The sequence below is a fragment of the Streptomyces sp. NPDC030995 genome (assembly GCF_055571215.1).
In genome coordinates, this window is record NZ_JBVIFS010000032.1 from 52157 (window position 1) to 77204 (window position 25048).

At 72.2% G+C, this 25048-nt stretch carries 26 protein-coding genes and 1 riboswitch; of the genes, 15 read left to right on the plus strand and 11 right to left on the minus strand.

The annotated features are described in order from the left end of the window. Positions 1-62: 62 nt before the first annotated feature. From ACZ45T_RS32230 to ACZ45T_RS32255, 6 genes are all read left to right on the plus strand, one after another. A complete protein-coding gene (locus ACZ45T_RS32230; RefSeq protein ID WP_468447584.1) occupies positions 63-848 on the plus strand; it encodes a metallophosphoesterase family protein in 786 nt (261 codons plus the stop codon). A 106-nt stretch (positions 849-954) separates the two neighbouring features. Beyond that, positions 955-1395 (plus strand): SRPBCC family protein, encoded by a 441-nt coding sequence (locus ACZ45T_RS32235; RefSeq protein WP_468447586.1) that lies wholly within the window; start codon positions 955-957, stop codon positions 1393-1395. Positions 1396-1634: 239 nt separating this feature from the next. Next, positions 1635-2768, plus strand: coding sequence for an ArsA family ATPase (locus ACZ45T_RS32240; RefSeq protein WP_468447588.1), 1134 nt, complete (start codon positions 1635-1637; stop codon positions 2766-2768). A 96-nt stretch (positions 2769-2864) separates the two neighbouring features. Continuing rightward, positions 2865-3329, plus strand: a complete 465-nt coding sequence (locus ACZ45T_RS32245; protein WP_468447590.1) for a DUF5304 domain-containing protein — start codon at positions 2865-2867, stop codon at positions 3327-3329. 224 nt (positions 3330-3553) lie between these two features. Continuing rightward, entirely contained in the window at positions 3554-4495 is a 942-nt protein-coding gene (locus ACZ45T_RS32250; RefSeq protein ID WP_468447592.1) for an ROK family glucokinase, read from the plus strand. A gap of 67 nt (positions 4496-4562) precedes the next feature. Beyond that, positions 4563-5324, plus strand: coding sequence for an endonuclease/exonuclease/phosphatase family protein (locus ACZ45T_RS32255; RefSeq protein ID WP_468447594.1), 762 nt, complete (start codon positions 4563-4565; stop codon positions 5322-5324). A gap of 298 nt (positions 5325-5622) precedes the next feature. On the opposite strand, the gene ACZ45T_RS32260 is transcribed toward ACZ45T_RS32255, so the two are convergent. Beyond that, positions 5623-6231 (minus strand): hypothetical protein, encoded by a 609-nt coding sequence (locus ACZ45T_RS32260; protein ID WP_468447596.1) that lies wholly within the window; start codon positions 6229-6231, stop codon positions 5623-5625. Next, complete coding sequence (locus ACZ45T_RS32265) at positions 6224-7003, minus strand: alpha/beta hydrolase (RefSeq protein WP_468447598.1); 780 nt, start codon at positions 7001-7003, stop codon at positions 6224-6226. Before ACZ45T_RS32265 ends, ACZ45T_RS32260 begins: the two co-directional genes overlap by 8 nt. A 170-nt stretch (positions 7004-7173) precedes the next feature. Between ACZ45T_RS32265 and ACZ45T_RS32270 the strand changes: the two genes are divergently transcribed. The 5 genes from ACZ45T_RS32270 (at position 7174) to ACZ45T_RS32290 (ending at position 12174) form a co-directional block, all read left to right on the plus strand. After that, positions 7174-7905 carry a lysophospholipid acyltransferase family protein gene (locus ACZ45T_RS32270; RefSeq protein WP_468447644.1) on the plus strand — a complete coding sequence of 244 codons (732 nt, stop codon included), beginning with the start codon at positions 7174-7176 and terminating at the stop codon, positions 7903-7905. 34 nt (positions 7906-7939) lie between these two features. Then, on the plus strand, positions 7940-9157 hold the full coding sequence (gene macS, locus ACZ45T_RS32275; protein ID WP_468447600.1) for a MacS family sensor histidine kinase: 1218 nt from the start codon (positions 7940-7942) through the stop codon (positions 9155-9157). Next, positions 9154-9843, plus strand: a complete 690-nt coding sequence (locus tag ACZ45T_RS32280) for a response regulator (RefSeq protein WP_468447602.1) — start codon at positions 9154-9156, stop codon at positions 9841-9843. Before macS ends, ACZ45T_RS32280 begins: the two co-directional genes overlap by 4 nt. Positions 9844-10032: 189 nt before the next feature. Beyond that, a complete protein-coding gene (locus ACZ45T_RS32285) occupies positions 10033-11061 on the plus strand; it encodes a 6-phosphofructokinase (RefSeq protein ID WP_468447646.1) in 1029 nt (342 codons plus the stop codon). Positions 11062-11163: 102 nt separating this feature from the next. Beyond that, the gene (locus ACZ45T_RS32290) at positions 11164-12174 is read left to right on the plus strand and encodes a 2-hydroxyacid dehydrogenase (protein ID WP_468447604.1); all 1011 of its coding nucleotides are present in this window, start codon (positions 11164-11166) and stop codon (positions 12172-12174) included. Positions 12175-12330: 156 nt separating this feature from the next. On the opposite strand, the gene ACZ45T_RS32295 is transcribed toward ACZ45T_RS32290, so the two are convergent. Together ACZ45T_RS32295 and ACZ45T_RS32300 are read right to left on the minus strand one after the other, a co-directional pair. Next, the gene (locus ACZ45T_RS32295; protein WP_468447606.1) at positions 12331-14235 is read right to left on the minus strand and encodes an anthranilate synthase family protein; all 1905 of its coding nucleotides are present in this window, start codon (positions 14233-14235) and stop codon (positions 12331-12333) included. Between the two features lie 107 nt (positions 14236-14342). Next, the gene (locus tag ACZ45T_RS32300; RefSeq protein ID WP_202203957.1) at positions 14343-14411 is read right to left on the minus strand and encodes a trp operon leader peptide; all 69 of its coding nucleotides are present in this window, start codon (positions 14409-14411) and stop codon (positions 14343-14345) included. Between the two features lie 165 nt (positions 14412-14576). Between ACZ45T_RS32300 and ACZ45T_RS32305 the strand changes: the two genes are divergently transcribed. Together ACZ45T_RS32305 and ACZ45T_RS32310 are read left to right on the plus strand one after the other, a co-directional pair. Next, positions 14577-15932 carry a class II 3-deoxy-7-phosphoheptulonate synthase gene (locus tag ACZ45T_RS32305; RefSeq protein ID WP_468447608.1) on the plus strand — a complete coding sequence of 452 codons (1356 nt, stop codon included), beginning with the start codon at positions 14577-14579 and terminating at the stop codon, positions 15930-15932. Between the two features lie 165 nt (positions 15933-16097). Further along, a complete protein-coding gene (locus ACZ45T_RS32310; RefSeq protein ID WP_468447610.1) occupies positions 16098-16361 on the plus strand; it encodes a (2Fe-2S)-binding protein in 264 nt (87 codons plus the stop codon). Positions 16362-16367: 6 nt separating this feature from the next. On the opposite strand, the gene bfr is transcribed toward ACZ45T_RS32310, so the two are convergent. After that, positions 16368-16844: a bacterioferritin gene (gene bfr / locus ACZ45T_RS32315; RefSeq protein ID WP_030707395.1), complete on the minus strand. Its 477-nt coding sequence runs from the start codon at positions 16842-16844 to the stop codon at positions 16368-16370. 198 nt (positions 16845-17042) lie between these two features. Between bfr and ACZ45T_RS32320 the strand changes: the two genes are divergently transcribed. After that, positions 17043-17675, plus strand: coding sequence for a sulfite oxidase-like oxidoreductase (locus tag ACZ45T_RS32320; RefSeq protein WP_468447613.1), 633 nt, complete (start codon positions 17043-17045; stop codon positions 17673-17675). 16 nt (positions 17676-17691) lie between these two features. Here the strand turns inward: ACZ45T_RS32320 and ACZ45T_RS32325 are convergent, their stop codons facing one another. The 6 genes from ACZ45T_RS32325 to thiO all read right to left on the minus strand — a co-directional run bounded on the left by ACZ45T_RS32325 (position 17692) and on the right by thiO (position 23547). Further along, a complete protein-coding gene (locus ACZ45T_RS32325) occupies positions 17692-18213 on the minus strand; it encodes a DUF4396 domain-containing protein (RefSeq protein ID WP_468447615.1) in 522 nt (173 codons plus the stop codon). A 71-nt stretch (positions 18214-18284) separates the two neighbouring features. Continuing rightward, positions 18285-19139, minus strand: coding sequence for a deoxyribonuclease IV (locus ACZ45T_RS32330; RefSeq protein WP_468447617.1), 855 nt, complete (start codon positions 19137-19139; stop codon positions 18285-18287). Between the two features lie 6 nt (positions 19140-19145). Further along, positions 19146-21059, minus strand: coding sequence for a Stk1 family PASTA domain-containing Ser/Thr kinase (gene pknB, locus ACZ45T_RS32335; protein ID WP_468447619.1), 1914 nt, complete (start codon positions 21057-21059; stop codon positions 19146-19148). A gap of 309 nt (positions 21060-21368) precedes the next feature. After that, positions 21369-22163, minus strand: coding sequence for a thiazole synthase (locus tag ACZ45T_RS32340; RefSeq protein WP_468447621.1), 795 nt, complete (start codon positions 22161-22163; stop codon positions 21369-21371). Positions 22164-22168: 5 nt separating this feature from the next. Next, positions 22169-22369, minus strand: a complete 201-nt coding sequence (gene thiS, locus ACZ45T_RS32345; protein ID WP_360901073.1) for a sulfur carrier protein ThiS — start codon at positions 22367-22369, stop codon at positions 22169-22171. Then, positions 22366-23547, minus strand: coding sequence for a glycine oxidase ThiO (gene thiO / locus ACZ45T_RS32350; RefSeq protein WP_468447623.1), 1182 nt, complete (start codon positions 23545-23547; stop codon positions 22366-22368). Before thiO ends, thiS begins: the two co-directional genes overlap by 4 nt. Continuing rightward, a riboswitch (TPP riboswitch) is annotated at positions 23545-23656 on the minus strand. It overlaps the preceding gene by 3 nt. A gap of 81 nt (positions 23657-23737) precedes the next feature. Here thiO and ACZ45T_RS32355 point away from each other — a divergent pair. Further along, the gene (locus ACZ45T_RS32355; protein ID WP_468447625.1) at positions 23738-24964 is read left to right on the plus strand and encodes an NAD(P)/FAD-dependent oxidoreductase; all 1227 of its coding nucleotides are present in this window, start codon (positions 23738-23740) and stop codon (positions 24962-24964) included. Positions 24965-25048: the final 84 nt, after the last annotated feature.

Here is a 25048-nt window from a genome sequence, read left to right on the forward strand (position 1 = left end):
CCCTCCACCCCCTCTACCCCCGGGTCGCCAGGCCCCCCTAGGGTGGCTGCATGGGTGGCAGCATGCGTGGCAGAAAAGCCCGCACACGGGTGCACGTCGTCAGCGACGTGCACGGCAACTCCGAAGACCTCGCCAAGGCGGGAGAAGGTGCCGACGCGCTCATCTGTCTCGGTGACCTGGTCCTCTTCCTCGACTACGCCGACCATTCGCGCGGGATCTTCCCCGACCTGTTCGGCGTCGAGAACGCCCACCGGATCGTCGAGCTGCGCACCGCGCGCCGCTTCGACGAGGCCCACGCCCTCGGACGGCAGCTGTGGGCCGGGCTGGACCGGGAGCAGCTGATCGTGGGCGCGGTGCGCAAGCAGTACGCGGAAATGTTCGCGGCCTTCCCCGATCCCACGTACGCCACCTACGGCAATGTCGACATCCCGGGTCTGTGGCCGGAGTACGCCGACCGTCCCGGCCTCACCGTCCTCGACGGGCAGCGGGCGGAGATCGGCGGCCGCGTCTTCGGCTTCGTCGGCGGCGGCCTGCCCTCGCCGATGCGGACCCCGTACGAGGTGGACGTGGAGGAGTACGCCGCCAAAGTGGAGGCGCTCGGCGAGGTCGACGTACTCTGCTCGCACATCCCGCCGGAGGTGCCGGAGCTCTGCTACGACACCGTCGCGCGCCGGTTCGAACGCGGCAGCGAGGCGCTGCTCGAGGCGATCCGGCGGACCCGGCCCCGGTACGCCCTCTTCGGGCACGTGCACCAGCCGCTGGCGCAGCGGATGCGGATCGGGAGCACGGAGTGCGTGAACGTCGGCCACTTCGCGGCGACCGGGAGGCCCTGGGCCCTGGAGTGGTGAGCTCCGCACGCACGGTAGCCTTCGAGCGGCGGCCGGAGGCCGCACACTTCCTCGAACACTCTCCCCCAGCTACCGCTGGGGGTACCCCCACGGAGGCTCGACTGCGATGGCGGAACACACCAGCTCAAGCATCACGATCGAGGCTGCGCCGGCCGACGTGATGGCCGTGATCGCCGACTTCGCCCGTTACCCCGAGTGGACCGGTGAGGTGAAGGAGGCCGAGGTACTGGCCACCGACGCCGAGGGCCGCGCCGAGAAGGTCCGGCTGCTGCTCGACGCGGGCGCGATCAAGGACGACCACACCCTCGCCTACACCTGGAAGGGTACGGACGAGGTCAGCTGGACCCTGGACAAGTCGCAGATGCTGCGACAGCTCGACGGCTCCTACCGGCTGGTTCCGGTGGACGGCGGCAAGCGCGCCGAGGTCACCTACCAGCTGACCGTCGATGTCAAGATCCCGATGCTCGGCATGATCAAGCGCAAGGCGGAGAAGGTCATCATCGACCGCGCGCTGGCAGGCCTGAAGAAGCGCGTCGAGACCGTCTGATCCCTCTGCGGGTTTGCTGTGCGGGCTCAGGGTGCGGCGCTGCCGGGGCTCCGCCCCAGACCCTCCCCCAGACTCCGTCCGGGGGTACCCCCACGCCTCACACGCCGGCGGGGCTGAAATTGCCCTTCGGGCACGGACGCCGGCCGAATCCAGCCCCGCCGGCGTTTGAGGCGCGGGTCCGGGCAGCGCCCGGGAGCCCAGCGCGGCGGCAGAACCCCATCGATCCGGAGTACCCGCACATGCACATCCTGCTGATCACCGGCCCCGGAGGGGCAGGGCGGACCACCGTGGCCGCGGCCACCGCACTCGCCGCGGCGCGCGACGGGCGGCGGGTGCTGCTGGTGACCGGTGCCCCCCTGACCGTCGAGGGCGAGCGGCTGCGGGTGGCCCGGGTGGACTCCGGCGAGTCATTCAGAGCCGAGCTCGTCGCCCTGCAGGAGCGCGGATCCGCGCTGCTCGGGATGGTCGGGGCGCGGCCGCTCGGCGCCGAGGAGCTCACCGAGCTGCCCGGCTCCGAACAGTTCGCCCTGCTGCGCGCCCTGCGGCGGGCCGCCACCGCCCCCGACACCGACCTCGTCGTCGTCGACATGCCCCCGCTCGACGAGACCGCGGCCACCCTCGCCCTCCCCGCGCAGCTGCGCCGCTACCTCGCCCGGCTGCTCCCCGCGGAGCGCCAGGCCGCCCGCGCCCTGCGGCCCGTACTGGCCCAGCTGGCCGGAGTGCCCATGCCCGCGCAGTGGCTCTACGAGGCCGCCGCCCGCTGGGACGGGGAGCTCGCGGCGGTCCAGGCCGTCATCGAGGCCGACACCACCGAGCTGCGACTGGTCGCCGAGCCGGGGCCGGCCGCCGCCGACGCGCTCCGCCTCGGACGGCTCGGGCTCGCCCTCCACCGGCTGCCCGTCTCCGCCGTCGTCGCCAACCGCATGGTGCCGCAGGGCTCCGCCGACCCCTGGCTCGCCGGGCTCGCCGCCCAGCAGGAGAAGTACGCCGCCGAGTGGGCCGGGGAGATCCCCGTGGTCGCCCTCGCCCACCTCGGCCGGGACCCGCACGGCCCGCAGGACCTGGCCCTCCTCGCGGAGGCGGCCGGGCTCGTCCCCGCGCCGCCCGCACCCCGCCCGGACTGGGCCGTCGAGGACCGCCGCGCCGACGACGGGGTGCTCGTCTGGGCGGTTCCGCTGCCCGGCGTCCGCAAGAGCGAGCTCGACCTGATCCGCCGCGGCGACGAGCTGCTGCTCACGGCGGGCCCGTACCGCAGAATCGTTCCGCTTCCCGCGGCGCTGCGCCGCTGCACCGTCTCGGGCGCCGCCCTGGCCGACGGCGTGCTCCGCATCCGCTTCACCCCGGACCCGGGCCTGTGGCCCCGTACGCCCTGAAGCACCCCGACGCAGCCTGAACCCCGTACCCCCGTTCGGGTACCGTCGAAGGTAGCCCGTACCGCACGCCCAGCAGCCGCCGCAGGAGAGTCCGCCATGAGCGAGGCCACCGACCGCCCCACCGACGACGACGCCTGGGCCAAGGCCTGCGCCGAGGACCTCGCCGCCGAGAAGGAGCGCCTGCGCGGGCAGCAAGGGGCCGGCGCCGGCACCACCGGGAGCGCGGCCGAGGAGCTGTTCAAGCTCTTCGAGGCCGTCGCCGACAAGGTCTCCGGACTGAACAACCCGCTCTTCGGCGTGGCCGCACAAGGCGCGGTACGCCAGATCGTCGACCAGGCCAAGACCGCCGCCAAGCCCGTCATCGAGCGCAATCCCGAGGTCTTCGACCACCTCGCGGCCGCCGGCTCCGAGCTGCTCGCCGCGTACCGCTCGGCCGTCGAGGGCCACGAGCGCCGCTGGACGCGGGGCGAAACCTCGGCCCCCCGGCAGGCGCCGCAGGACCGCGACCCCCGCGACGAAGGCCCCGACGCGGGCCCCGACGAGCGGATCGATCTCGACTGAGGCTCCTCAGGGGGCGTCCGGCGGATCATGGCCGGGCCCGGGGGGTCTGGCACCGCGCCTCGCCGCGTTGTCGTCGGTCGCCAATGCTCCGCAGTGGCTCTCTCCTCCGCCTTGCGATCCACGGCACCAGACCCCCCGGGCTTTCCGGCCCTGATCCGCCGGACGCCCCCTAACCCTCGGGTACCGTTGACCGTGGCGGGGTTTGACCGGAAACCGAGGGACTAATGGGACTCACCATCGGCGTCGACATCGGCGGCACGAAGATCGCGGCCGGCGTGGTCGACGAAGAGGGCACCATCCTTGAGACGTACAAGGTGCCCACCCCGCCGACCGCGGACGGAGTGACGGACGCGATCTGCGCCGCCGTGTCCGAGGTCAGCAGCAGCCACACCATCGACGCCGTCGGCATCGGCGCCGCCGGCTACGTGGACGACAAGCGCGCGACCGTACTCTTCGCGCCCAACATCAACTGGCGCCACGAACCGCTCAAGGACAAGGTCGAGCAGCGCATCGGCCTGCCCGTCGTCGTCGAGAACGACGCGAACTGCGCCGCCTGGGGCGAATACCGCTTCGGAGCGGGCCAGGGCCACGAGGACGTCATCTGCATCACGCTCGGCACCGGCCTGGGCGGCGGCATCATCATCGGCAACAAGCTGCGGCGCGGCCGCTTCGGCGTCGCCGCCGAATTCGGGCACATCCGGGTCGTCCCGGACGGCCTGCTGTGCGGCTGCGGCAGCCAGGGCTGCTGGGAGCAGTACGCCTCCGGGCGCGCGCTCGTCCGGTACGCGAAGCAGCGCGCCAACGCCACCCCCGAGGCTGCGACGATCCTCCTCGGCCTCGGCGACGGCACCGCCGAGGGCATCGAGGGCAAGCACATCAGCGCGGCCGCCCGCCAAGGCGACCTCGTGGCCATCGACTCCTTCCGCGAGCTGGCCCGCTGGGCCGGAGCCGGCCTGGCCGACCTCGCCTCGCTCTTCGACCCGTCGGCGTTCATCGTCGGCGGCGGCGTCTCCGACGAGGGAGACCTCGTCCTCGACCCGATCCGCAAGTCCTTCAAGCGCTGGCTGGTCGGCGGCTCCTGGCGCCCGCACGCGCAGGTGCTCGCCGCGCAGCTGGGCGGCAAGGCCGGGCTCGTCGGCGCGGCGGACCTGGCCCGCCAGGGCTGACCCCTTTCGCATGGACCGCCCGCCGCGCCCCTTGGGGGAGCGGCGGGCGGCTGCGTATCTTGCGGGCATGGACCAGTTGCTGCCATCGCTGCCGAAGTCCCGTACGGAGCCCGACGGTTCTGCCGTGATCCGGGTACTCAGCTACAACATCCGCTCGCTGCGCGACGACGAGGAGGCGCTGGCCCGGGTCATCCGGGCCTGCGAGCCGGACCTGGTCTTCGTACAGGAGGCGCCGCGGTTCTTCCGGTGGCGCAAGCACGCGGCGAGACTCGCTGCGAAGTGCGACCTGGTGGTGCTGGGCGGTGGCGCCACCGCGGCCGGGCCGCTGCTGCTCTGCTCGCTACGGGTCTTCGTGGAGCGGACGCAGGACGTGCTGCTGCCGCGCACGCCCGGCCTGCACCGGCGGGGCTTCGCCACGGCGGTGGTCCGGATCGGCGGTGCGCGGGTGGGGCTGGCCTGCGCGCACCTGTCCCTGGACCGGGCCGAACGCCGGGCCCAGGCGGATATCCTCCTGGAGCGGGTGGCGGAGATGGACACGCCGCACGGGATCGCCGCGGGCGACGTGAACGAGGGCCCGGAGGGCCCGGCCTTCGGCCGTCTCGCGGGTGCCTTGCAGGACTGCTGGTCGGTGGCTCCGTGGGGCGGCGGGGCGACCTTCCCGGCGTCGGCGCCGGAGCGGCGCATCGATGCCGTTTTCGCTACGCCGCGGGTGGAAGTTTTGGCCTGTGGCGTTCCGGCGGGCCTGCCGGGCGTCTCCTCCACCGATCTGCGGTCGGCGACGGACCACCTGCCGGTGCTGGCGGCCCTGCGCCTTCCGGCTGCGCCGTAGCCCGGCGGTCCGTCTGCGGCGCCGTTGCCGGGGGCGCTGCCCCCGGACCCCCAGCGCCTCAAACGCCGGCGGGGCTGGATTTTGCTGGCGTCAGCCTGCAAGTGCGCGCAGCGCAACCTTGCGCCTGGGGGCTGGATCGCCCGCAAGGCAATTCCAGCCCCGCCGGCGTTTGAGGCGTGGGGGTACCCCCGGACGGAGTCTGGGGGAGGGTCTGGGGCGGAGCCCCAGGTTCTTTCAGCCCGTCCGGCGTTTGAGGACCGGGGTTCGGGGCGGAGCCCCGGGCTACGAGGCGCGGGGGCTAGACCACCGCGCCGCGGCCCGGGTCGTCGTCATCGTCGTCGTCGCCCTGCGACATGCGGGCGACCAGCGTCGCGAAGCCGCCCAGGAAGCCGCCGATGCCCAGCGTCGTCAGCCACCAGGTCATCTCCCACTGGAGGAGCACCGCCAGGAGCAGCAGCACCGGGCCGCCCACCACCGCCAGCCAGGCGAACTTCGACGTGGTGTCCGCCTCCGGGAGCTCCGGCTCCGGGGGGACGAAGTGGCCCTCCTCCGCCGGGGTCAGGTCGTCGTCCTTCGGCTCCGCCAGCGAGTGGTCGCGCGGGCCCGCCATGCCGACGCCCGGGGCGAAGAGCACCGAGCTGCCCAGCGCCGCCGGCGGCTCCGGCTCAGCCTCTGGGTCAGGGGCAGCCTTCGGCTTCGGTTCCGGCTTGGGTTCCGGTTCCGGTTCCGGTTCCGGCGGGAACGGCTTGACGTCCTCCTCCGGCAGGAGCAGGTTCTCGATCGGCTTGAACGGCCGGGCCCCCGGCGGGTCCGGCGGCTCCTGCCCGTACCCGGCGACGATCGCCGCCCACGCCGCTTCCTCGTCCAGCGGCGGAACTCCGCCCGACTGCTCCTCGTGCTCAGCCACCCGCCTGCGCCCCCTCCCTGCCCACGCTCTCCGCCAGTCGGCCGACGAACGCATAGCTGTCCGCGAAGATCCGCTCCGCGTCATGGTCCAACGTCGCGACGTGGTAGCTCTGTTCCAGCAGGGTTTCGGTGACGTCCCTCGACGAGATCCGCGCCAGGACCCGCGCCGAGTCGACCGGCGGTACGACGTGGTCCTGCGGGCTGTGCAGCAGCAGCACCGGCTGCGTCACCTGCGGCAGTTCGGCGTCCACCAGCTGCAAGAACTTCCGCAGCGAGTGCGCGGCGTGCGTCGGGACGCGGTCGTAGCCGACCTCTTCCGAGCCCGGCTTCGCGATGTCGCTCGCGATGCCCGGCGTCGACCGGATGAAGTGCTTGGCCACCGGGAGGGCGAAGGCCAGCGGGTCGTGCACCTTGTTGGCCGGGTTGACGAGCACGATGCCGCTGATGGCGTCCCCGTGCTTGGCCGCCAGCCGCAGGGTCAGCGCACCACCCATCGACAGCCCGAAGACGAACACCTGCTCGCACCGGTCCAGCAGGTCCCGCAGGGCGCGGTCCACCTCGGCGTACCAGTCCTGCCAGCCCGTGAGCTGCATGTCCTGCCAGCGCGTCCCGTGCCCGGGCAGCAGCGGCAGCGACACCGTCAGGCCCTGCGCGGCGAGATACTCGGCCCAGGGGCGCAGCGACTGGGGGGAACCGGTGAAGCCGTGGCAGAGAAGGACGCCGACCTCTCCGCCCTCGTGGCGGAACGGCTCGGCTCCAGGGAGGACGGGCACCGGGGTCTCCTTGATCATGAGGTACGTCGGGTGGGTGCGTTGCTCTGTGTGACTTCACCGTACGCGACCAGGGTGGCACCGGCCAGGGTCGTCGGGCCCCTGCCGGGGGAGCCACGGGATATGGTCTGTTCGACAGACACAGGAAGGCTTTCGAGTTGATCTACGGCGCAATGAAGTTCTCCATCGGCGGTTCACTGAAGCTCGCTTTCAGGCCGTGGGTGGAGGGCCTCGAGAACATTCCCGCGGAGGGGCCGGCGATCCTCGCGAGCAACCACCTGTCCTTCTCCGACTCCCTGTTCCTTCCGGCCGTGCTGGACCGCAAGGTCACCTTCATCGCCAAGTCGGAGTACTTCACCTCCCCGGGCGTCAAGGGCAGGCTGACCGCCGCGTTCTTCAAGGGCGTCGGCCAGCTCCCGGTGGACCGCTCCGGCGCCCGCGGGGCCGGCGAGGCCGCCATCAAGAGCGGCATCGACGTCATCGAGCGCGGGGAGCTGTTCGGTATTTACCCCGAGGGCACGCGTTCACCCGACGGCCGCCTCTACCGCGGCAAGCCCGGCGGCCTGGCGCGTGTGGCGCTGGCCACCGGCGCGCCGGTGATCCCCGTGGCGATGATCGACACGGAGAAGATCCAGCCGCCCGGCAAGGTGATCCCCAAGCTGATGCGACCGGGCATCCGGATCGGCAAGCCGCTGGACTTCAGCCGCTACCACGGCATGGACAACGACCGCTTCATCCTCCGCTCGGTGACCGACGAGGTCATGTACGAGATCATGAAGCTCTCCGGCCAGGAGTACGTCGACATCTACGCGACGGCGGCCAAGCGCCAGATCGCCGATGCGGAGAAGGCCGAGAAGGCCGAGAGGGCCGCCAAGGCCGAGAAGGCCGACGGCAAGGCGGAGTAGGTCGGGGCGGTACCGCCCGCAAGGGGTGGGGGAGATGGCGAAACGCGAACGCGTCGTACGCATGTCGGTAGAGCAGCCGCTCTGGCGTGCCCTGACGGTGTACCGGCTGCTGACCATGGTCTACGCGGTACTGCTGTTCGCCTCGGCGTACAAGAAGTTCCCGCACCCCTGGATCGCGGCCGGCTACCTCGCCTTCCTCGCCGTCTGGACCCTGGCCACCACCCCGAAGGTGGCCAACGCCGCCAGCTGCACCAAGGGCTTCCTCGTCGCCGACCTCACCGTCGCCCTCGTCGGCATCGGGCTGACCCCGCTGGCCGACACCCACGAGCGGATCATTGGGGGCGGGCCCACCCTCCCCACGATCTGGACCGGGGGCGCGGTCCTCGGCTTCGCCATCAAGGGCGGCTGGCGCTGGGCCTGTTTCGCCTCCACCTTCGTGGCCGCGGTCACCATCCTCATCCACGGCGGCCAGCCCACCCGGGACGCCCTGCACAACGTGCTGCTCGTCTGGGTCTCCTCCGTGGCCATCGGGTACGTCGTCGAGGTCGCCCGGGCCAGTGAGGCCACCCTCGCCCGCGCCCTGGAGATCGAGGCCGCCACCCGTGAGCGCGAGCGCCTCGCCCGCGACATCCACGACGGGGTCCTCCAGGTCCTCGCCATGGTCCAGCGGCGCGGCACCGAACTGGGCGGCGAGGCCGAGGAGCTCGGCAGGATGGCGGGGGAGCAGGAGGTGGCGCTGCGCACGCTCGTCTCCAGCGGGCTGGTGCACCCCTCGCGGGTCTCCCGGGACGAGTCGCGCGGCGCGCTGGTGGACACGTACGAGGTGGAGGAGCCCGGCGCCGAGGACGGCGAGCTGGATCTGCGGACCCTCCTCGCCCCGCACGCCGGGTCAAGGGTGAGCTTCGCGGAGCCGGGCACCCCGGTGCTGCTGCCGGTACCCGCCGCGAAGGAGCTGGCGGCGGCGGTCGGGGCCGCCCTCGACAACGTGCGCAAGCACGCGGGGGAAGGGGCCCGGGCCTGGATCCTGGTCGAGGACTGGGGCGACGAGGTGATCGTGACCGTCCGCGACGACGGCCCCGGCATCCCGGCCGGCCGGCTCGACCAGGCGGAGGGCGAGGGCCGGATGGGGGTGGCCCTGTCCATCCGCGGCCGGCTGCGCGACCTCGGCGGCAGCGCCGATCTGGTGTCCGTCCCCGGACAGGGCACCGAAGTGGAATTGAAAGTACCGAGGGGGAGGACGGCCAAGAGATGAGTGAGCGCACCGACGTGAAAGAGCTGCACGAGATCAGGGTGATGGTCGTCGACGACCACCCGATGTGGCGGGACGCGGTCGCCCGCGACCTGGCCGCCGCGGGCTTCGACGTGGTGGCCACCGCCGGCGACGGCCCCGAGGCGGTACGCCGGGCCCGCGCCGTCACCCCCGACGTCCTGGTCCTCGACCTCAACCTGCCCGGCATGCCGGGGGTGCAGGTCTGCAAGGAGCTGGCCGGCGCCCATCCGGCGCTGCGGGTCCTGGTCCTGTCGGCCAGCGGCGAGCACGCGGACGTCCTGGAGGCGGTGAAGTCCGGCGCGACCGGCTACCTGTTGAAGTCCGCCGGCGCCCAGGAGCTGATCGACGCGGTCCGCCGCACCGCGGCCGGCGACCCGGTCTTCACCCCCGGGCTGGCCGGGCTGGTGCTCGGCGAGTACCGGCGCCTGGCCACCGACCCGGTGCCGACCGCCTCCGACGAGCCCAAGGCACCGGAACTGACCGACCGGGAGACCGAGGTGCTGCGGCTCGTGGCCAAGGGGCTCTCGTACAAGCAGATCGCGGAGCGGCTGGTCATCTCCCACCGCACCGTGCAGAACCACGTCCAGAACACCCTGGGCAAGCTTCAGTTGCACAACCGGGTGGAGCTCGTCCGGTACGCGATAGAGCGGGGCCTCGACGACGCGTAGCGGCGGGCCGGACCGTGCGTAGGGCCGGGCGTGGGACCGGGCGCCGGCCCGGCGTCGATCGTACTTTCGCCTCGTCCGAGTGAACGTGCGTACGCAACGCCCCGTAATTCCACCGGAATTGCCCACCCCAGCCCTCTTGCTGTGACGTGGGTCACCACTAGCGTGACCGTCATGGCGAAGACAGATTCCATGAAGGTCGGAGTGCTGACCGGCGGCGGCGACTGCCCCGGTCTGAACGCGGTGATCAGGGCCGTCGTCCGCAAGGGCGAGCAGGAGTACGGCTGCCGGTTCATCGGATTCAAGGACGGCTGGCGAGGGGCGATCGAGGGGAGGACGGTCCCGCTCGACATCCCCGCCGTCCGCGGCATCCTGCCCCGGGGCGGCACCATCCTCGGCTCCTCGCGCACGAACCCGTTCAAGACGGACAACGGGGTCCGGCGGATCAAGGAGAACCTCGAAAAATACGAGGTCGACGCGCTCATCGCGATCGGCGGCGAGGACACCCTCGGGGTCGCCGCCAAGCTGTACGAGGAGTACGGCATCCCCTGCGTCGGCGTGCCGAAGACCATCGACAACGACCTGTCGGCCACGGACTACACCTTCGGCTTCGACACCGCCGTCGGCATCGCGACCGAGGCCATCGACCGGCTGCACACCACGGCCGAGTCGCACATGCGGGTCCTGGTCGTCGAGGTCATGGGCCGGCACGCCGGCTGGATCGCCCTGCACTCGGGGCTCGCGGGCGGCGCCAACGTCATCCTCATCCCGGAGCAGCGCTTCGACGTCGACCAGGTGTGCGCGTGGGTGACCTCCCGGTTCAAGGCGAGCTACGCGCCGATCGTCGTGGTCGCCGAGGGCGCGATGCCCAAGGACGGGGAGATGGTGCTGAAGGACGGCACCACGGACTCCTTCGGCCACGTCCGGCTGTCCGGCGTGGGTGAGTGGCTGGCCAAGGAGATCGAGGCGCGGACCGGCAAGGAGGCCCGTACGACGGTGCTCGGGCACATCCAGCGGGGCGGCACGCCGAGCGCCTTCGACCGGTGGCTGGCGACCCGGTTCGGGCTGCACGCGATCGAGGCGGTGCGCGAGGGGGACTTCGGCAAGATGGTCGCGCTCAAGGGGACGGACATCGTCCGGGTGCCGATCGCGGAGGCGACGGCCCGGCTGAAGACCGTGGATCCCGAGCTCTACAAGGAGGTCGGGGTCTTCTTCGGCTGAGGGTCCGGCCGAAGGGGCCGCCGGCGCCCGGGCCGGGCGGCGCCTCGGAACCATGGGTCGTATCGTGACGGACGACCCATGGTCCGACATACAGGAGCACCTGTGGAGATCCTGGCATTCGGTGTGACCGCCGACGAGGAGCCGCTCCTGGAGCAGGCCTTCGCGGGGCAGCACGAGGTCCGCTGCGAGGTCCGCTGCCTCGACGTCTTCCTGAGCGAGGACACCGCGCCCATCGCGGCCGGGTACGAGATCGTCTCCTCCAGCGTGAACGCCGACCTGAACGGCCGGGTGCTGCGGATCCTGGCGGCCGGCGGGACGAAGATGATCGCCCAGCGGTCCACCGGTTACAACAACATCGACCTGGACGCGGCCCGGCGCCTCGGCATGACGGTCGGCCGGGTCTCGTACTACTCGCCGTACTCGGTGGCCGAGTTCGCGTGGGCCCTCGCGCTGGCCGTGAACCGGCGGATCGTCCGGGCCTCGAACCGGACCCGGGACTTCGACTTCCGGCTGAACGGGCTGATGGGCCGGGACATGCGCGGTCGCACGGCGGGCGTGCTCGGCACCGGCAAGATCGGGGAGGCGTTCACCCGGATCGCGCACGGCTTCGGTATGAACCTGCTGGGCTGGGACGTGGCGCAGAACCCGGCGTGCGTGGGGCTCGGCATGAAGTACGTGGACAAGGAGACGCTGCTCGCGTCCTCGGACCTGGTCAGCCTGCACGTGCCGCTGATGGAGTCCACCCACCACATCATCGACTCGGCGGCGCTCCGGCTGATGCGGGACGACGCGATCCTGGTGAACTCCAGCCGGGGCGGGCTGGTCGACGCGGACGCGCTGGTCTCCGAGCTGCGGGCGGGCCGCTTCGCGGGGGTCGGCCTCGACGTGTACGAGGCCGAGGCCGGGGTGTTCTTCACGGACAAGTCCCTGGTGGCCGTCGAGGACGACACCCTGGCCCGGCTGGTCACCTTCCCGAACGTGGTGGTGACCTCGCACCAGGCGTACTACACGACCGACGCGGTGGGCCAGATCATCGCCGCCACCGTCGCCAACGTCGCGGACTACCTGGCCGGCCGCCGCTCCGAGAACACGCTGGTTCCCGGCTCTTCCTGACCGGTGCGCCTTCCCTGGGGCTCCGCCCCAGACCCCGCGCCTCAAACGCCGGCGAGGCTGTATTTCAGCCCGTCCGGCGTTTGAGGACCGGGTCCGGGCAGAGCCCGGGAAACGGAGAAAGGGCGGGGCGGGGAGAGGCTCCGCGCAGCGGCCGCCTTACGCCGGGGCGGCCGCCTGGACCCGTCCCAGCAGCTCGCGCAGCAGGTCCGCGCCGCGCAGGGTGAGGACCGACTCCGGGTGGAACTGGACCCCCGCGAAGCCCGCCGCGGAGCGAAGGGCGTGGACCTCGCCCGTGGACGGGTCCCGGGAGATCTCGACGCCCCGCAGGGCAAGGGCGGCGGCCCGCTCCTCGTCGCAGTGCGCGGTGTACGTGTTGTAGAAGCCGACCACCTCATCGGCCCCGAACAGGTCGATCCGCGTCTGCGCCCCCTGCGCCGGTTCCGCCTTGCGGATCAGCGGGAGCCCCAGCTCGGCCGCCAGCAGTTCGTGGCCCAGGCAGATTCCGACCAGGCCGTGGCGGTGTGCGGCCAGCAGTTCGGCGGTCAGCCCGCGCAGCATCCGCATCTTGGGGTCCGCGGAATCCGCCGGGTTGCCCGGGCCGGGGCCCAGGACGATCGGGCCCTCCCAGGCCAGGGCCGCCGCCCGCAGCCCCGGATCGTCGTAGCGGCGTACGGTCACCTCCAGCCCGGCCACCCGCAAGACGTGCGCCAGCATCGCCGTGAAGGTGTCCTCGCCGTCCACCACCAGCGCGTGGCCGGTGAGCGGGGAGGGCTGCTCCTGCATCCGCAGCCAGAAGGGGGCCAGGTCCGCCCGCCGGGCGGCGAGGGCCGCCTGCACCCGGGGGTCCTGTGCCAGCCGGGCCCCCTCGAAGGCCGGGCGGGGCGCCGCCGGCCGCACCCCGAGCGCCGCCAGCACGCCCGCCGCCTTCGCGTGCGTTTCCGCCACCTCGCCCGCCGGGTCGGAGTGCCGTACGAGCGTGGCGCCGACCGGCACCCGCAGCACCCCGTCCGGGCCGATGTCGGCGGTGCGGATCAGGATGGGGGAGTCGAGGCTCTGGGCCCCGGAGGCATCGAGCCCCAGCAGGGCCAGCGCGCCCGCGTAGTAGCCGCGGCCGCCGCTCTCGTACCGCTCGATCACGCGGCAGGCGTTCTGCACCGGCGAGCCGGTGACCGTCGCCGCGAACATCGTCTCGCGCAGCACCTCCCGCACGTCCAGGGAGGAGCGCCCGCGCAGCTCGTACTCGGTGTGCGCGAGGTGGGACATCTCCTTCAGCCGCGGGCCGACGACGACCCCGCCCCTGTCCCCGACCGTGCACATCATCTTCAGTTCCTCGTCGACGACCATCGACAGCTCCTCGGTCTCCTTGCGGTCGCCGAGGAAAGAGAGGAGGGAGTCCACGGTGGGGCCCCCGGCCGGGTAGCGGTAGGTCCCGCTGATCGGGTTCATCACGACCGTGCCCCCGGACATCCGCACGTGGACCTCGGGGCTGGCCCCGACCAGGGTCCGCCCGGACGGCCCGCCTGTATGGACGACGTACGTCCAGTACGCGCCGCGCTCGCCCAGCAGCAGCCGCCGGAACAGGGCGAGGGCGTCGGCCCGGCCGAAGCCCTCGATCCGGCCCTCGTAGGTCCGCCGGATGACGAAGTTCGCACCCTCGCCGCGGCCGATCTCGTCCTCGATGACCCGCTCCACGGTGGCCGCGTACTGCTCGTCGGGGACGTCGAAGCCGCCGCCCTCGACCCGCACCTCGTGCGCGGGCAGCGCGGCCAGCGCCTCGGCGAGCGGGATCTCGTACGCCTCCTCGGCGACCAGCACGCTCAGCGGCGTGCCGTCGTCGCGTACGTCGAATCCGCGCTCCCGGATCTGCCGGAAGGGGACCAGGGCGAGCGTGGGCAGCTCCCCGACGGGCAGGTCGGCGAGGTGCTCGGCCTCGTGGACCGCGCCGATCAGCACCTCGACGGTGTCGTGGTCGCGGCCGGGGGTCCGCCGCCGCAGCAGGGCGAAGGGCGGGCAGGAGTCGTCGAGCAGTCGGCTCAGTCGGTTCGGCTGGCTGGAGTGCATGGGGCGGGAGCGTCCTTCCGGTGGGAGGAGCGGCCCGCGTCCGACGGTGTCTGTCCACCGAAAACGGAAGGCCGCCCCTCGGGGCGGCCTTCGCGTCGTGCGTGTCGTCAGGTACGCGCGAGAAGTGGGCCGCCGGGAGCGGTCCACCACCAGTTCTGGTTCGAGTGCGCGTACATGCGGGGCACCCTAGCCCAGAACGCCCCCGTGGCGCTGTATCCGTCTCACGGCGTGGGCTGAACCATGGATTCCGTTCCGAGTGGCCCCCTGCGCCTTCGAGGCGGCCCGTCTCACGTTGTGGTCGCATGGCTGGACGCCGCGTGTGACGACGTAATGTGTACGAGGTGACCGTGAACGCTGAAACCCAAGCCCCCGCCGCCAAGGCGACCTGGCGGGACCTTCCCGCGGCGCAGCAGCCCTCGTACCCCGATGCTGAGGCTCTGCGCGCTGTCGTCGCGGACCTCGAGTCGTATCCTCCGCTCGTTTTCGCGGGCGAATGCGACCAGCTGCGTGCCCGTCTGGGAGCCGTCGCCAAGGGCGAGGCGTTCCTCCTTCAGGGCGGCGACTGCGCCGAGGCCTTCGACGGCGTGTCCGCCGACCACATCCGCGCCAAGCTGAAGACGCTGCTCCAGATGAGCGCCGTCCTGACGTACGCGGCCTCCGTGCCCGTCGTCAAGGTCGGCCGCATCGCGGGCCAGTACTCCAAGCCGCGCTCCAAGGACACCGAGACCCGCGACGGCATCACCCTGCCGACCTACCGCGGTGACTCGGTCAACGGCTTCGCCTTCACCGAAGAGGCCCGGATCCCGGACCCCGAGCGGCTGAAGCGCATGTACAACGCGTCCGCCTCCACGCTCAACCTGGTGCGCGCCTTCACCACGGGTGGTTACGCCGACCTGCGCCAGGTGCACGCCTGGAACCAGGACTTCGTGAAGTCCTCGCCGTCCGGTCAGCGCTACGAGCAGCTCGCGCGGGAGATCGACAACGCGCTGAACTTCATGAAGGCGTGCGGCACCGACCCGGCCGAGTTCAAGGCCGTCGAGTTCTACGCCTCCCACGAGGCGCTGCTGCTCGACTACGAGGGCGCGCTGACCCGCACCGACTCGCGCACCGGCAAGCTGTACGACACCTCCGGCCACATGGTCTGGATCGGTGAGCGCACCCGCCAGCTGGACCACGCGCACATCGAGTTCTGCTCGCAGATCGCCAACCCGGTCGGCATCAAGCTCGGCCCCACCACCACGGTGGACGAGGCGCTGACGTACATCGACCGGCTGGACCCCGACCGTGAGCCGGGCCGGCTGACCTTCGTCGTCCGCATGGGCGCCGACAAGGTCCGCGACAAGCTCCCCGAGCTCGTCGAGAAGGTCACCGCCTCCGGCGCGACCGTCGCCTGGGTCACCGACCCGATGCACGGCAACACCTTCGAGGCGGCCTCCGGCCACAAGACGCGCCGTTTCGACGACGTGCTCGACGAGGTCAAGGGCTTCTTCGAGGTCCACAAGGAGCTGGGCACCCACCCGGGCGGCATCCACGTCGAGCTCACCGGTGACGACGTCACCGAGTGCGTGGGCGGCGGCGACGAGATCTTCGTCGACGACCTGCACCAGCGCTACGAGACGGCCTGCGACCCGCGGCTCAACCGCAGCCAGTCCCTGGACCTGGCGTTCCTGGTCGCCGAGATGTACCGCGACCAGTAGGGATCAGTCAGTACCTTCATACGACGATGGGGCGCGGATCGATGTGATCCGCGCCCCATCGTCGTGTCCGGGTCTTTTAGGCGACCCTAACTTTGGGTACGGTTAGGTAAGCCTCACCGAATAGGGGATGGCTCGCCGAACCGTTCCGCCCCGGAGGTGAACCGCGTGTACGTCTGCTCTTGCTTCGGAATCACCGACAAGCAGGTCAAGGATCACGCGGCTGCCGGGGCCTGCACCCCCCGCCAGATCGCCTCGGCCACCAAGGCCGGAACCGACTGCGGCTCGTGCGTGCGCACCATCCAGGGCATCCTCGGCCGCGGCGCGTGCCCGCGCCGTGAGCTGCTGGAGAAGGGTGACACGGCGGCCGTGCTCGCCGCCTCCCCGGAGCCGGCCCTCGCGCCCGTGCCCCAGCTGGCGGAAGCGGCCTAGCGGGAGCTAGCTCGGCTGCTCGATGAGCTGCGCGATGTAGAGCGGCTCACCCAGGGACTCGATGAGCTCCAGCTGGGTGTCGAGGTAGTCGATGTGGTGCTCCTCGTCCTCCAGGATCTCCTCGAAGAGCCGGGCGGAGGTGATGTCGCCCTTGCCGCGCATGACCTCGATGCCGCGCTTGAGGCGGTCGATGGCCTCGACCTCCACCTGGCGGTCGGCCTGGAACATCTCGGTGATCGTCTGCCCGACGCGTACGTGGAAGAGGCGCTGGTAGTTCGGCAGACCGTCGAGCATCAGGATGCGCTCGGTGATCTTGTCCGCGTGCTTCATCTCGTCGATGGATTCTTCACGCGTGTACTTGGCGAGCTTGGTCCAGCCCTTGTTGTCCTGGATGCGGTAGTGCAGCCAGTACTGGTTGATGGCCGTCAGCTCACCGGTCAGCTGCTCGTTCAGAAATTCAAGGACCTCGGGGTCGCCCTGCATCGCAGAGGCTCCTTCCAGGCAATGTCATTAATGACGGGGCTGGGGTACCTCCCAGCGTCGGCTGGGGGATTGCGCGAATCCTTGCACCGCCGCTGGAGACCGTCCAGTAAGTGCCTCCTTAGTGCGAGTTGCAGCGACTTGCCCGAATCGGCACAGACCTGGTCATGACCACCCCGCCAAGTCTGTCACCATGGAGTCATGGGTCAGCCGGAAAGCCGGGAATCTCCGGGAGCAGAGCAGCTGGAGCTTCCACCGGGGCAGCGGCTGCAGAGGGGCTGGCCGGTCACCCATTACGGGCCCGTGCCCAAGTTCAAGCCGGACCGCTGGGAGTTCCGCGTCTTCGGCGCGACGGCCGACGGTGACAAGCACTGCTGGAACCACGAGCAGTTCACGGCCCTGCCCTTCAACTCCGTGGTGGCGGACCTGCACTGCGTGACGAAATTCAGCATGCAGGGCGCCGAATGGGGTGGCGTACTCGCCCGGGACGTCCTGGCCCTGGCGCCGCCGGCGCCGCAGGTCACGCACGTGATGGTGTGGGCCGAGTACGGCTTCAGCTCCAATCTGCGGCTGGCCGACTTCGCCTCCGAGCGAACCGTTTTCGCCACCCACCAGGGCGGTGAACTGCTCACCGCCGAGCACGGTTTCCCGGTGCGGCTGGTGGTTCCGCACCTGTACGCCTGGAAGGGCCCCAAGTGGGTCCGCGGCGTCGAGTACATGACCGCCGACCGCCGGGGCTTCTGGGAGGAGCGCGGCTACCACAACATCGGCGACCCCTGGCGAGAGCAGCGCTTCTCGTACCAGGAGGAGCCGGGGGACGGCCCCGAGCTGTAGGCGCTTTTCGGCCTTTTCAACGGTGGTACTGGTGGACCACCGCGTGACCCTTGCCGCGGCCGATCATCCACTTGTTGACGGGCACCGTCACCACGAAGGCCAGCGCCAGTGAGAGCGCCAGCACGATCCAGAACAGCGGTGCGGACAGGTGCGCGTCCATGGCGCCCGGCCAGAGCGCGATCACGCCGTTGTCGATCAGCTCCATGACGGCGATCGAGAGGGTGTCGGCGGCCAGAGCCACCCGGACGGCCGTACGGAAGTCAACGCCCGCCGCGAGGATCCCGCGCAGGGTGAACGCGTAGCCGAAGAAGAACGCCAGGACGATCGCCAGGATCATCGTGGGAACGTTCCCCCAGCCCAGCGCCGTCCCGATGACCATGCCGAGCACCTCGCCGATGGCGCATCCGGTGAGGCAGTGGAGGGTGGCCCGGGCCGCCGCGGACCAGCTGGCTCCGCCGTGGCGGCGGTGCTGGCCGGGGCCGTTTCCGTCTTCGTGCGGGTCCTGCTGGTGGTGCTGATGGTGCTGTGCGTGGTCCATCGAGACCCCCTCGGGAACGCCGGATAACGGTCCTGCGATGAGCAGAACCGTATACCCCCATGGGGTATTCCTCAAGGACGCAGGCTCTTCAGCAGCGCCACGTCCGCCGCATGCCCTTCCTTGCCGCCGGGGGTCTCGATGATCAGCGGTACGCCGTCCATCGCGGGGTGCGTGATCAGCTCGGCGAAGGCGTCCCGGCCGATGTGGCCCTGGCCGATGTTGGCGTGCCGGTCCTTGTGGGCGCCGACGCCCTCCTTGGAGTCGTTCGCGTGGACCAGCTTCAGCCGGCCCTCGCCCACCGTGTCCACCAGCAGGTCCAGCGTCAGCTTCGTCCCGCCCGGCTCCGCCAGGTCGTGACCGGCCGCGAAGATGTGGCAGGTGTCCAGGCAGATCCCCAGCATCGGGTGGTGGTCGAGCGCTTCGAAGTACGGCCCGAAGTCCTCGGCCCGCGAGCACAGCGAGGAACCCTGACCGGCCGTGGACTCCAGCAGCAGGAAGGGGTCGTCCTCGTGCGTCAGCTCGTCCAGCAGCGGCAGCATGCGCTCCCTGACCTGCGCGTACGCCGCCTCGCGCGGGCGGCCTCCGGTGGCCGAGCCGGTGTGCACGACCACCCCGAGGGCGCCGATCTCCCGGCCCCGGCGCAGTGAGTGGCGCAGGGACTCCACCGACTTCTCCACGGTCGCCTCGGTGTGCGAGCCGAAGTTGATCAGGTACGGCGCGTGCACGTAGGCGGGGACGGACTCGGCCGCGCACTGCGCCCGGAACCGTTCGTCCTGGGCCGGGTTCCCGGTCGGGGTGGCCCAGCCGCGCGGGTTGGCGACGAAGACCTGGACGGCCTCGGCGCCCAGCTCCCGGGCGTAGGTCAGGCCCACGGAGGCGAGACCCCCGGCGACGGGAACGTGCCCGCCCACTGGATTGCGTGTCACTGCGTCCTAAAGCCCCTTGGTCTTGATGGTGATCGTGCTGCCCTCGGGGGCGTTCTGTCCGGCCGGCACCGACTGGGAGTCCACCGTGTTGCTGAAGGAGAGGAAGGGCCGGTCCACCTTCACCTTGAAGCCCGCGGCCTCCAGGGCCTTGCGGGCCGCGTCCACGTCCTGGCCGGTCACGTTCGGGACCGGGAGCTGGCGGGGGCCCTTGGACACGGTCAGCGTGATCGTGTCCCCGGCCGCGGCCTGGGTGCCGGCGGCGATCGACTGGTTGGCGACCGTACCGGCCGCGGAGGGGGCGTTGACCTGCTCGGGGGCCGTCACGACCTTCAGGCCCAGGCCCTCCAGCGCGGCCTTCGCCTGTTCGGCGGGGAGCCCGGCCACGCTCGGCACCGGCACCGGGCGGCCCTTGCTGACGACCAGCGCGACGGCCGTGTCGGGCGCCCGCTTCTGGCCGCCGGCCGGGTCGGTGCCGATCACCGAGCCCTGGGCGATGTCCTGGCTGAACGCCTGCGTGACGATTCCGGGCGCCAGCCCGGCCTTCGTCAGCTCGGCCTTGGCCGCCTCCAGCGGCCGGCCCTTGAGATCGGGCACCGAGACCACCTGGGGGCCGCGGGAGATGGTGATGGTCACCGCGCCGTTGCCGCGGATCCGCTTGCCGCCCGGGGGATCGGTGTTCATCACCGTCCCGCGGTCGAAGGCGTCGCTGAACTTCCGGTCGACCCCCTTCACGCCGAGCCCGGCCTCGGACAGCTGGGAGCGGGCCTGCGCCTCGGTCTTGCCGAGCAGATTGGGGACCTTGGTGAACTGTCCGGAGCTGACGTACCAGACACCGGTCCCGAGACCGAGCGCGAGCAGGACCCCGGCGATGACGAGGAGCACGCCGCGGCGGGGCCGCCCGGCGGGAGCCGGCCGGTGCGCCGGAGGCGCGGGCGGCGGGGGCAGGGTCTCCAGACGGGAGGTGTGGTGCACGGGCTGCCGCGCCTCCACCGGGCGCGGGATCACGCCGGTGCGGTCCTCGGCGGACGACCGCTCCTCGGCGCGCGCCTGCGGCGGTACGGCGTCCAGCTCGGCGTCGCTGAGCAGGGCGCGGCCCTCGCGGGCGAGACCGAGCAGGGCGGCGGCGTCGTAGGGGCGCAGCTCCGGGTTGCGGGCGGTGGCGTGCGCGACGAGCTCGTCGAGCGCGACGGGCAGCCCGGGGACGGCGGCGGAGGGAGGCGGCACGTCCTCTTGGAGGTGCTGGTAGAGCACCTGGGCGGGGGTGCCGCCGAGGTGGGGCTTGGAGCCGGTGAGCATCTCGTAGAGGACGACACCGCAGGCGTAGACGTCGACGCGGGTGTCGGTGACGCCGTTCTCGATCTGCTCGGGGGCCAGGTAGGAGACCGTGCCGAGGACCGAGCCGGTGGTGTTGGTGACCGAGTCCACGGACCGGACCAGCCCGAAGTCGGCGACCTTGACCCGGCCGTCGTCGCCGATCAGGACGTTCTCGGGCTTCATGTCGCGGTGGACGAAGCCGGCCCGGTGCGCGGCGCCGAGGGCGGCGAGGACCGGTTCGAGGATGTCGAGGGCGGCCCGGGGCTGGAGCGCGCCGCGCTCGCGGAGCACGTCGCGCAGGGTGCAGCCGGAGACGTACTCCATGGCGAGGTAGACGTACGGCCCGTCCGTGCCCTGGTCGAAGACGGCGACGACGTTGGGGTGGGCGAGCCGGGCCACGGACTTCGCCTCCCGGATGAACCGGTCGACGAAGGCCGCGTCGGCGGCGAGGGCCGGGTGCATGACCTTCAGCGCGAGGACGCGGTCGAGGCGGGTGTCGACGGCGCGGTAGACCGTGGCCATGCCGCCGGCCGCGATGCGGGCGTCGATGCGGTAGCGGCCGTCGAGCACGCGCCCGACGAGGGGGTCATCCAGGGTCGTATCCACCCGGCGATTCTATTGGCGCGACGGCGTGCCCCGGCCGGGGCGGGTCGGCCTTGCAGCCCAGCTGTGACGCACCCGTCTGCGGACCGTTGCCGGGGGCCGGCGCCCGAGCCCCCGCGCCTCACACGCCGGCGGGGCTGAAAGACCGGGGCTCCGCCCCGAACCCCGCTCCTCAAACGCCGGAGGGGCTGAAATAGACGCCGGCAGGGGCTGAAATGTAGCCCCGCCGGCGTTTGAGGCGTGGGGGTACCCCCGGACGGAGTCTGGGGGAGGGTCTGGGGCGGAGCCCCCGGCAGCGGACCCGCAGGCGGGTCAGAACGCCGGGCGTTCCGGGTCCAGGGCCGGGAGGCCCGAGGTCGGGGACGAGGCCCGGGCGAAGCGGCGCTGCGGGATGCGCCCCGCGCGGAAGGCGAGGCGGCCCGCCGACACGGCGTCGCGCATGGCCGCCGCCATCAGCGTCGGCTCCTGCGCCCGCGTCACCGCCGAGGCGAGCATCACCGCCGCGCAGCCGAGTTCCATCGCCAGGGCTACGTCCGAGGCCGTGCCGGCCCCCGCGTCGAGGATGACCGGGACCCCCGCCCGCTCCGTGATCAGCTCGAAGTTGTGCGGGTTGCGGATGCCCATGCCCGACCCGATGGGGGACCCGAGCGGCATGATCGCCGCGCAGCCCACGTCCTCCAGCTTGCGGGCCAGCACCGGGTCGTCGTTCGTGTAGGGGAGGACGGTGAAGCCCTCGTCCACGAGGGTCTCGGCCGCGTCCAGCAGTTCCACTCCGTCCGGCAGGAGGGTCCGCTCGTCCGCGACCACCTCCAGTTTGATCCAGTCCGTGCCGAGGGCTTCCCGCGCGAGGCGCGCCGTCAGGACGGCCTCGCCCGCCGTGAAGCAGCCCGCCGTGTTGGGGAGGACCGCGATGCCGAGTTTGGAGAGGACGGAGAGGACGGATCCCTGGACCGTCGGGTCCAGGCGGCGCATCGCGACCGTCGTGAGTTCGGTGCCGGACGCGACCAGGGCGCGTTCCAGGACGTCCAGGCTCGGGGCGCCGCCCGTGCCCATGATCAGGCGGGAGGAGAAGGTCCGGCCGCCGAGGGTGAAGAGGTCGTCCGCCATGATGCTCAGCCCCCCTGGACCGCGGTGAGGATTTCGATCCGGTCGCCCTCGCCGACGGGCGTGGCCGGCCACTGTCCGCGCGGGACCACGGTCTCGTTGAGCGCGGCGGCGACGCCCGAGGGGGCCGCGGTCAGGGTGGCGACCACCGTGTCGAGCGTGGTGCCGGCCGCGACCTCGCGCGGCTCGCCGTTGACGGAGATGGTCATGCGTACGACTCCTGACGTGCGGCGGAGAACCGGCGGGGGCTGAAGGGGCGGGCGATCGGCGGCAGTTCGCCGGTGGTCAGCACGTCCGCCAGCGCGTCGCCGGTGAGCGGGGTGAGCAGCACCCCGTTGCGGTAGTGCCCGGTGGCCAGGTGCAGACCCGGCAGTTCGGTCGGGCCCAGCAGCGGGGCGTTGTCGGGCGAGCCGGGACGCAGCCCCGCGCGGGTCTCGGTGAGGGGGAGTTCGGTGATGCCGGGCACCAGCTCGTGGGCGTCGCGCAGGAGTTCGTAGACCCCGCCCGCGGTGACCGTGGTGTCCCAGCCGAGTTCCTCGCTGGTGGCGCCGACGACGAGTTCGCCGTTCTCGCGCGGCACCAGGTAGACGTGGCTGCCGCGCACGACCGCCCGCACGGTCCGCGACAGGAAGGGCGCGTACGCCGGCGGCACCGTCAGCCGCAGCACCTGGCCCTTCACCGGCCGCACCGGTACGGCCGCCTCCGGCGGTACGCCGGGCAGCTTGCAGCTGAGCGAGCCCGCGGCCAGGACCACCTGGCGTGCGCGCAGCTCCGTACCGTCGTCGAGCAGGGCGCCCGCGGCACGGTCGGCGGTGACCAGCAGCCGCTCCGCGCCCGCCCGGTGGATGATCACGCCGGTCCGCTCGCAGGCGGCCAGCAGCGCGGCCGCGAGCCGGCGCGGGTCGACCTGGTGGTCGCCGTCCACGCGCAGGCCGCCGCGTACGCCCGGGGCGAGCATGGGCTCCAGGCGGCGGCACTCGCGGCCGGTGAGCCACTCGGACTCCAGGCCGCAGCGGCGCTGCAGGGCGTGCAGTTCGCGCAGGTGGAGGCGGTCGTCGGCGTCGAGGGCGACGGCGAGGGTGCCGCAGGCGCGGTAGCCGATGTCGATGCCGCCGCTGGCTTCGGCGAGTTCCGCGGCGAAGTCCGGATAGCGGGCGGCGGAGGCGAGGCCCAGGCCCAGCAGTGCCTCCTCGCCGTAGTGCAGTTCGGTGACGGGGGCGAGCATGCCGGCGGCGACCTGGGCGGCGCCGCCGCCGGGTGCCGGGTCGGCCAGTACGGTGCGCAGTCCGCGCGCGGCGGCCCGCCAGGCGGTGACCAGGCCGATGATCCCGCCACCGATGACGAGGACGTCGGATCCCTTTTCGGATCCCCTTCGAGATGAGTGCATGGGCGTCCAGCCCCTCCCTTCGCCGGCATGACCCGGATCAGGTTCGTACGGTCGGAGGCCGGCCAGCCTCCCTCTCAGCCCGGTGCGCCGGACTCCCGCGATAGGTACGGTGGCCAGACTAACCCGGCTGCCGATGGCCGGTAAGGCGGCACCTATTCCTGACGGAGCGTCAGATGATTAGGGTGGCCGCGTGAGCGAGCAGACGGAACAGAATCAGCGCGGCGTCGTGATCGTCGGCGCCGGAATGGCCGGGGTGCAGACCGCGGTCGCCCTGCGGGAGCAGGGCTTCACCGGCCCCGTGACCCTGCTGGGAGCCGAACCCCACCAGCCCTACGACCGGCCCCCGCTGTCCAAGGCGGTGCTCCTCGGCAAGGCCGAGGACTCCGCCTTCGACGTGGACTTCGACGGGCTCGGCATCGAGCTCAGGCTCGGGACGGAGGTCACCGGACTGCGCGCCGCCGACCACGAGCTGGACACCGAGGCCGGACCGGTCCCGTACGAGACCCTCGTACTGGCGACCGGCGCGCAGCCCCTGACCCTGCCCGGGACCGAGGGCGTCCAGGGCGTGCACCTGTTGCGCACCCTGGACGACGCGGAGCGGCTGCGTCCGGTCCTGGCGCAGGCCGGCTCGACCGTGGTCGTCGGAGCGGGCTGGATCGGCGCGGAGTTCGCCACCGCGGCCCGGGAGGCGGGCTGCGCGGTGACCGTGGTCGAGGCGGCCGACCGGGTGCTGGCGGGGGCGCTGCCCGCGGAGGTCGCCGCGCCGATGGGGCGCTGGTACGAGGAAGCGGGCGCCGAGCTGATCACCGGCGCGAAGGTCGCGGGGATCGAGGAGGGCCGGGTCCTGCTGGCGGACGGGCGCGCCGTGCCCGCCGGCGCGGTCGTCGTGGGCATCGGCGCGCGACCCGCCACCGGATGGCTCGCCGGGAGCGGCGTGGAACTGGGCCCCGACGGCTCGATCACGGCGGACGCGTACCTGCGGACCTCCCTGCCCGGGGTGTACGCGGTCGGCGACTGCGCCTCCTTCCCGTCCGGGCGGTACGGGAAGCGGCTGCTCGTCCACCACTGGGACAACGCGCTCCAGGGGCCGAGGGCGGTCGCGGCGAACATCCTGGCCGGAGCGGGGGAGCCTTCCCAGGTCTACGACCCGGTCCCGTACTTCTGGTCGGAGCAGTTCGGGCGCTTCGTGCAGTACGCCGGACACCACGGCGGGGCCGACACCCTGCTCTGGCGCGGCGATCCGGCCGAGCCGACCTGGTCGGTGTGCTGGCTGCGGGACGGCGCGCTGGTCGCGGTGCTGGCCGTGGGGCGGCCGCGCGACCTGGCGCAGGGCCGCCGCCTGATCGAGGCGGCGGTTCCGCTGGACCCCGCCAAGGTCTGCGACCCCGGGACCCCCCTGAAGTCGGCCTCGGCCTGACCCGCCGCCGGGGGCTCCGCCCCCGGACCCCCGCGCCTCAAACGCCGGCGAGGCTGAGATGTAGCCTCGCCGGCGTTTGGGGCG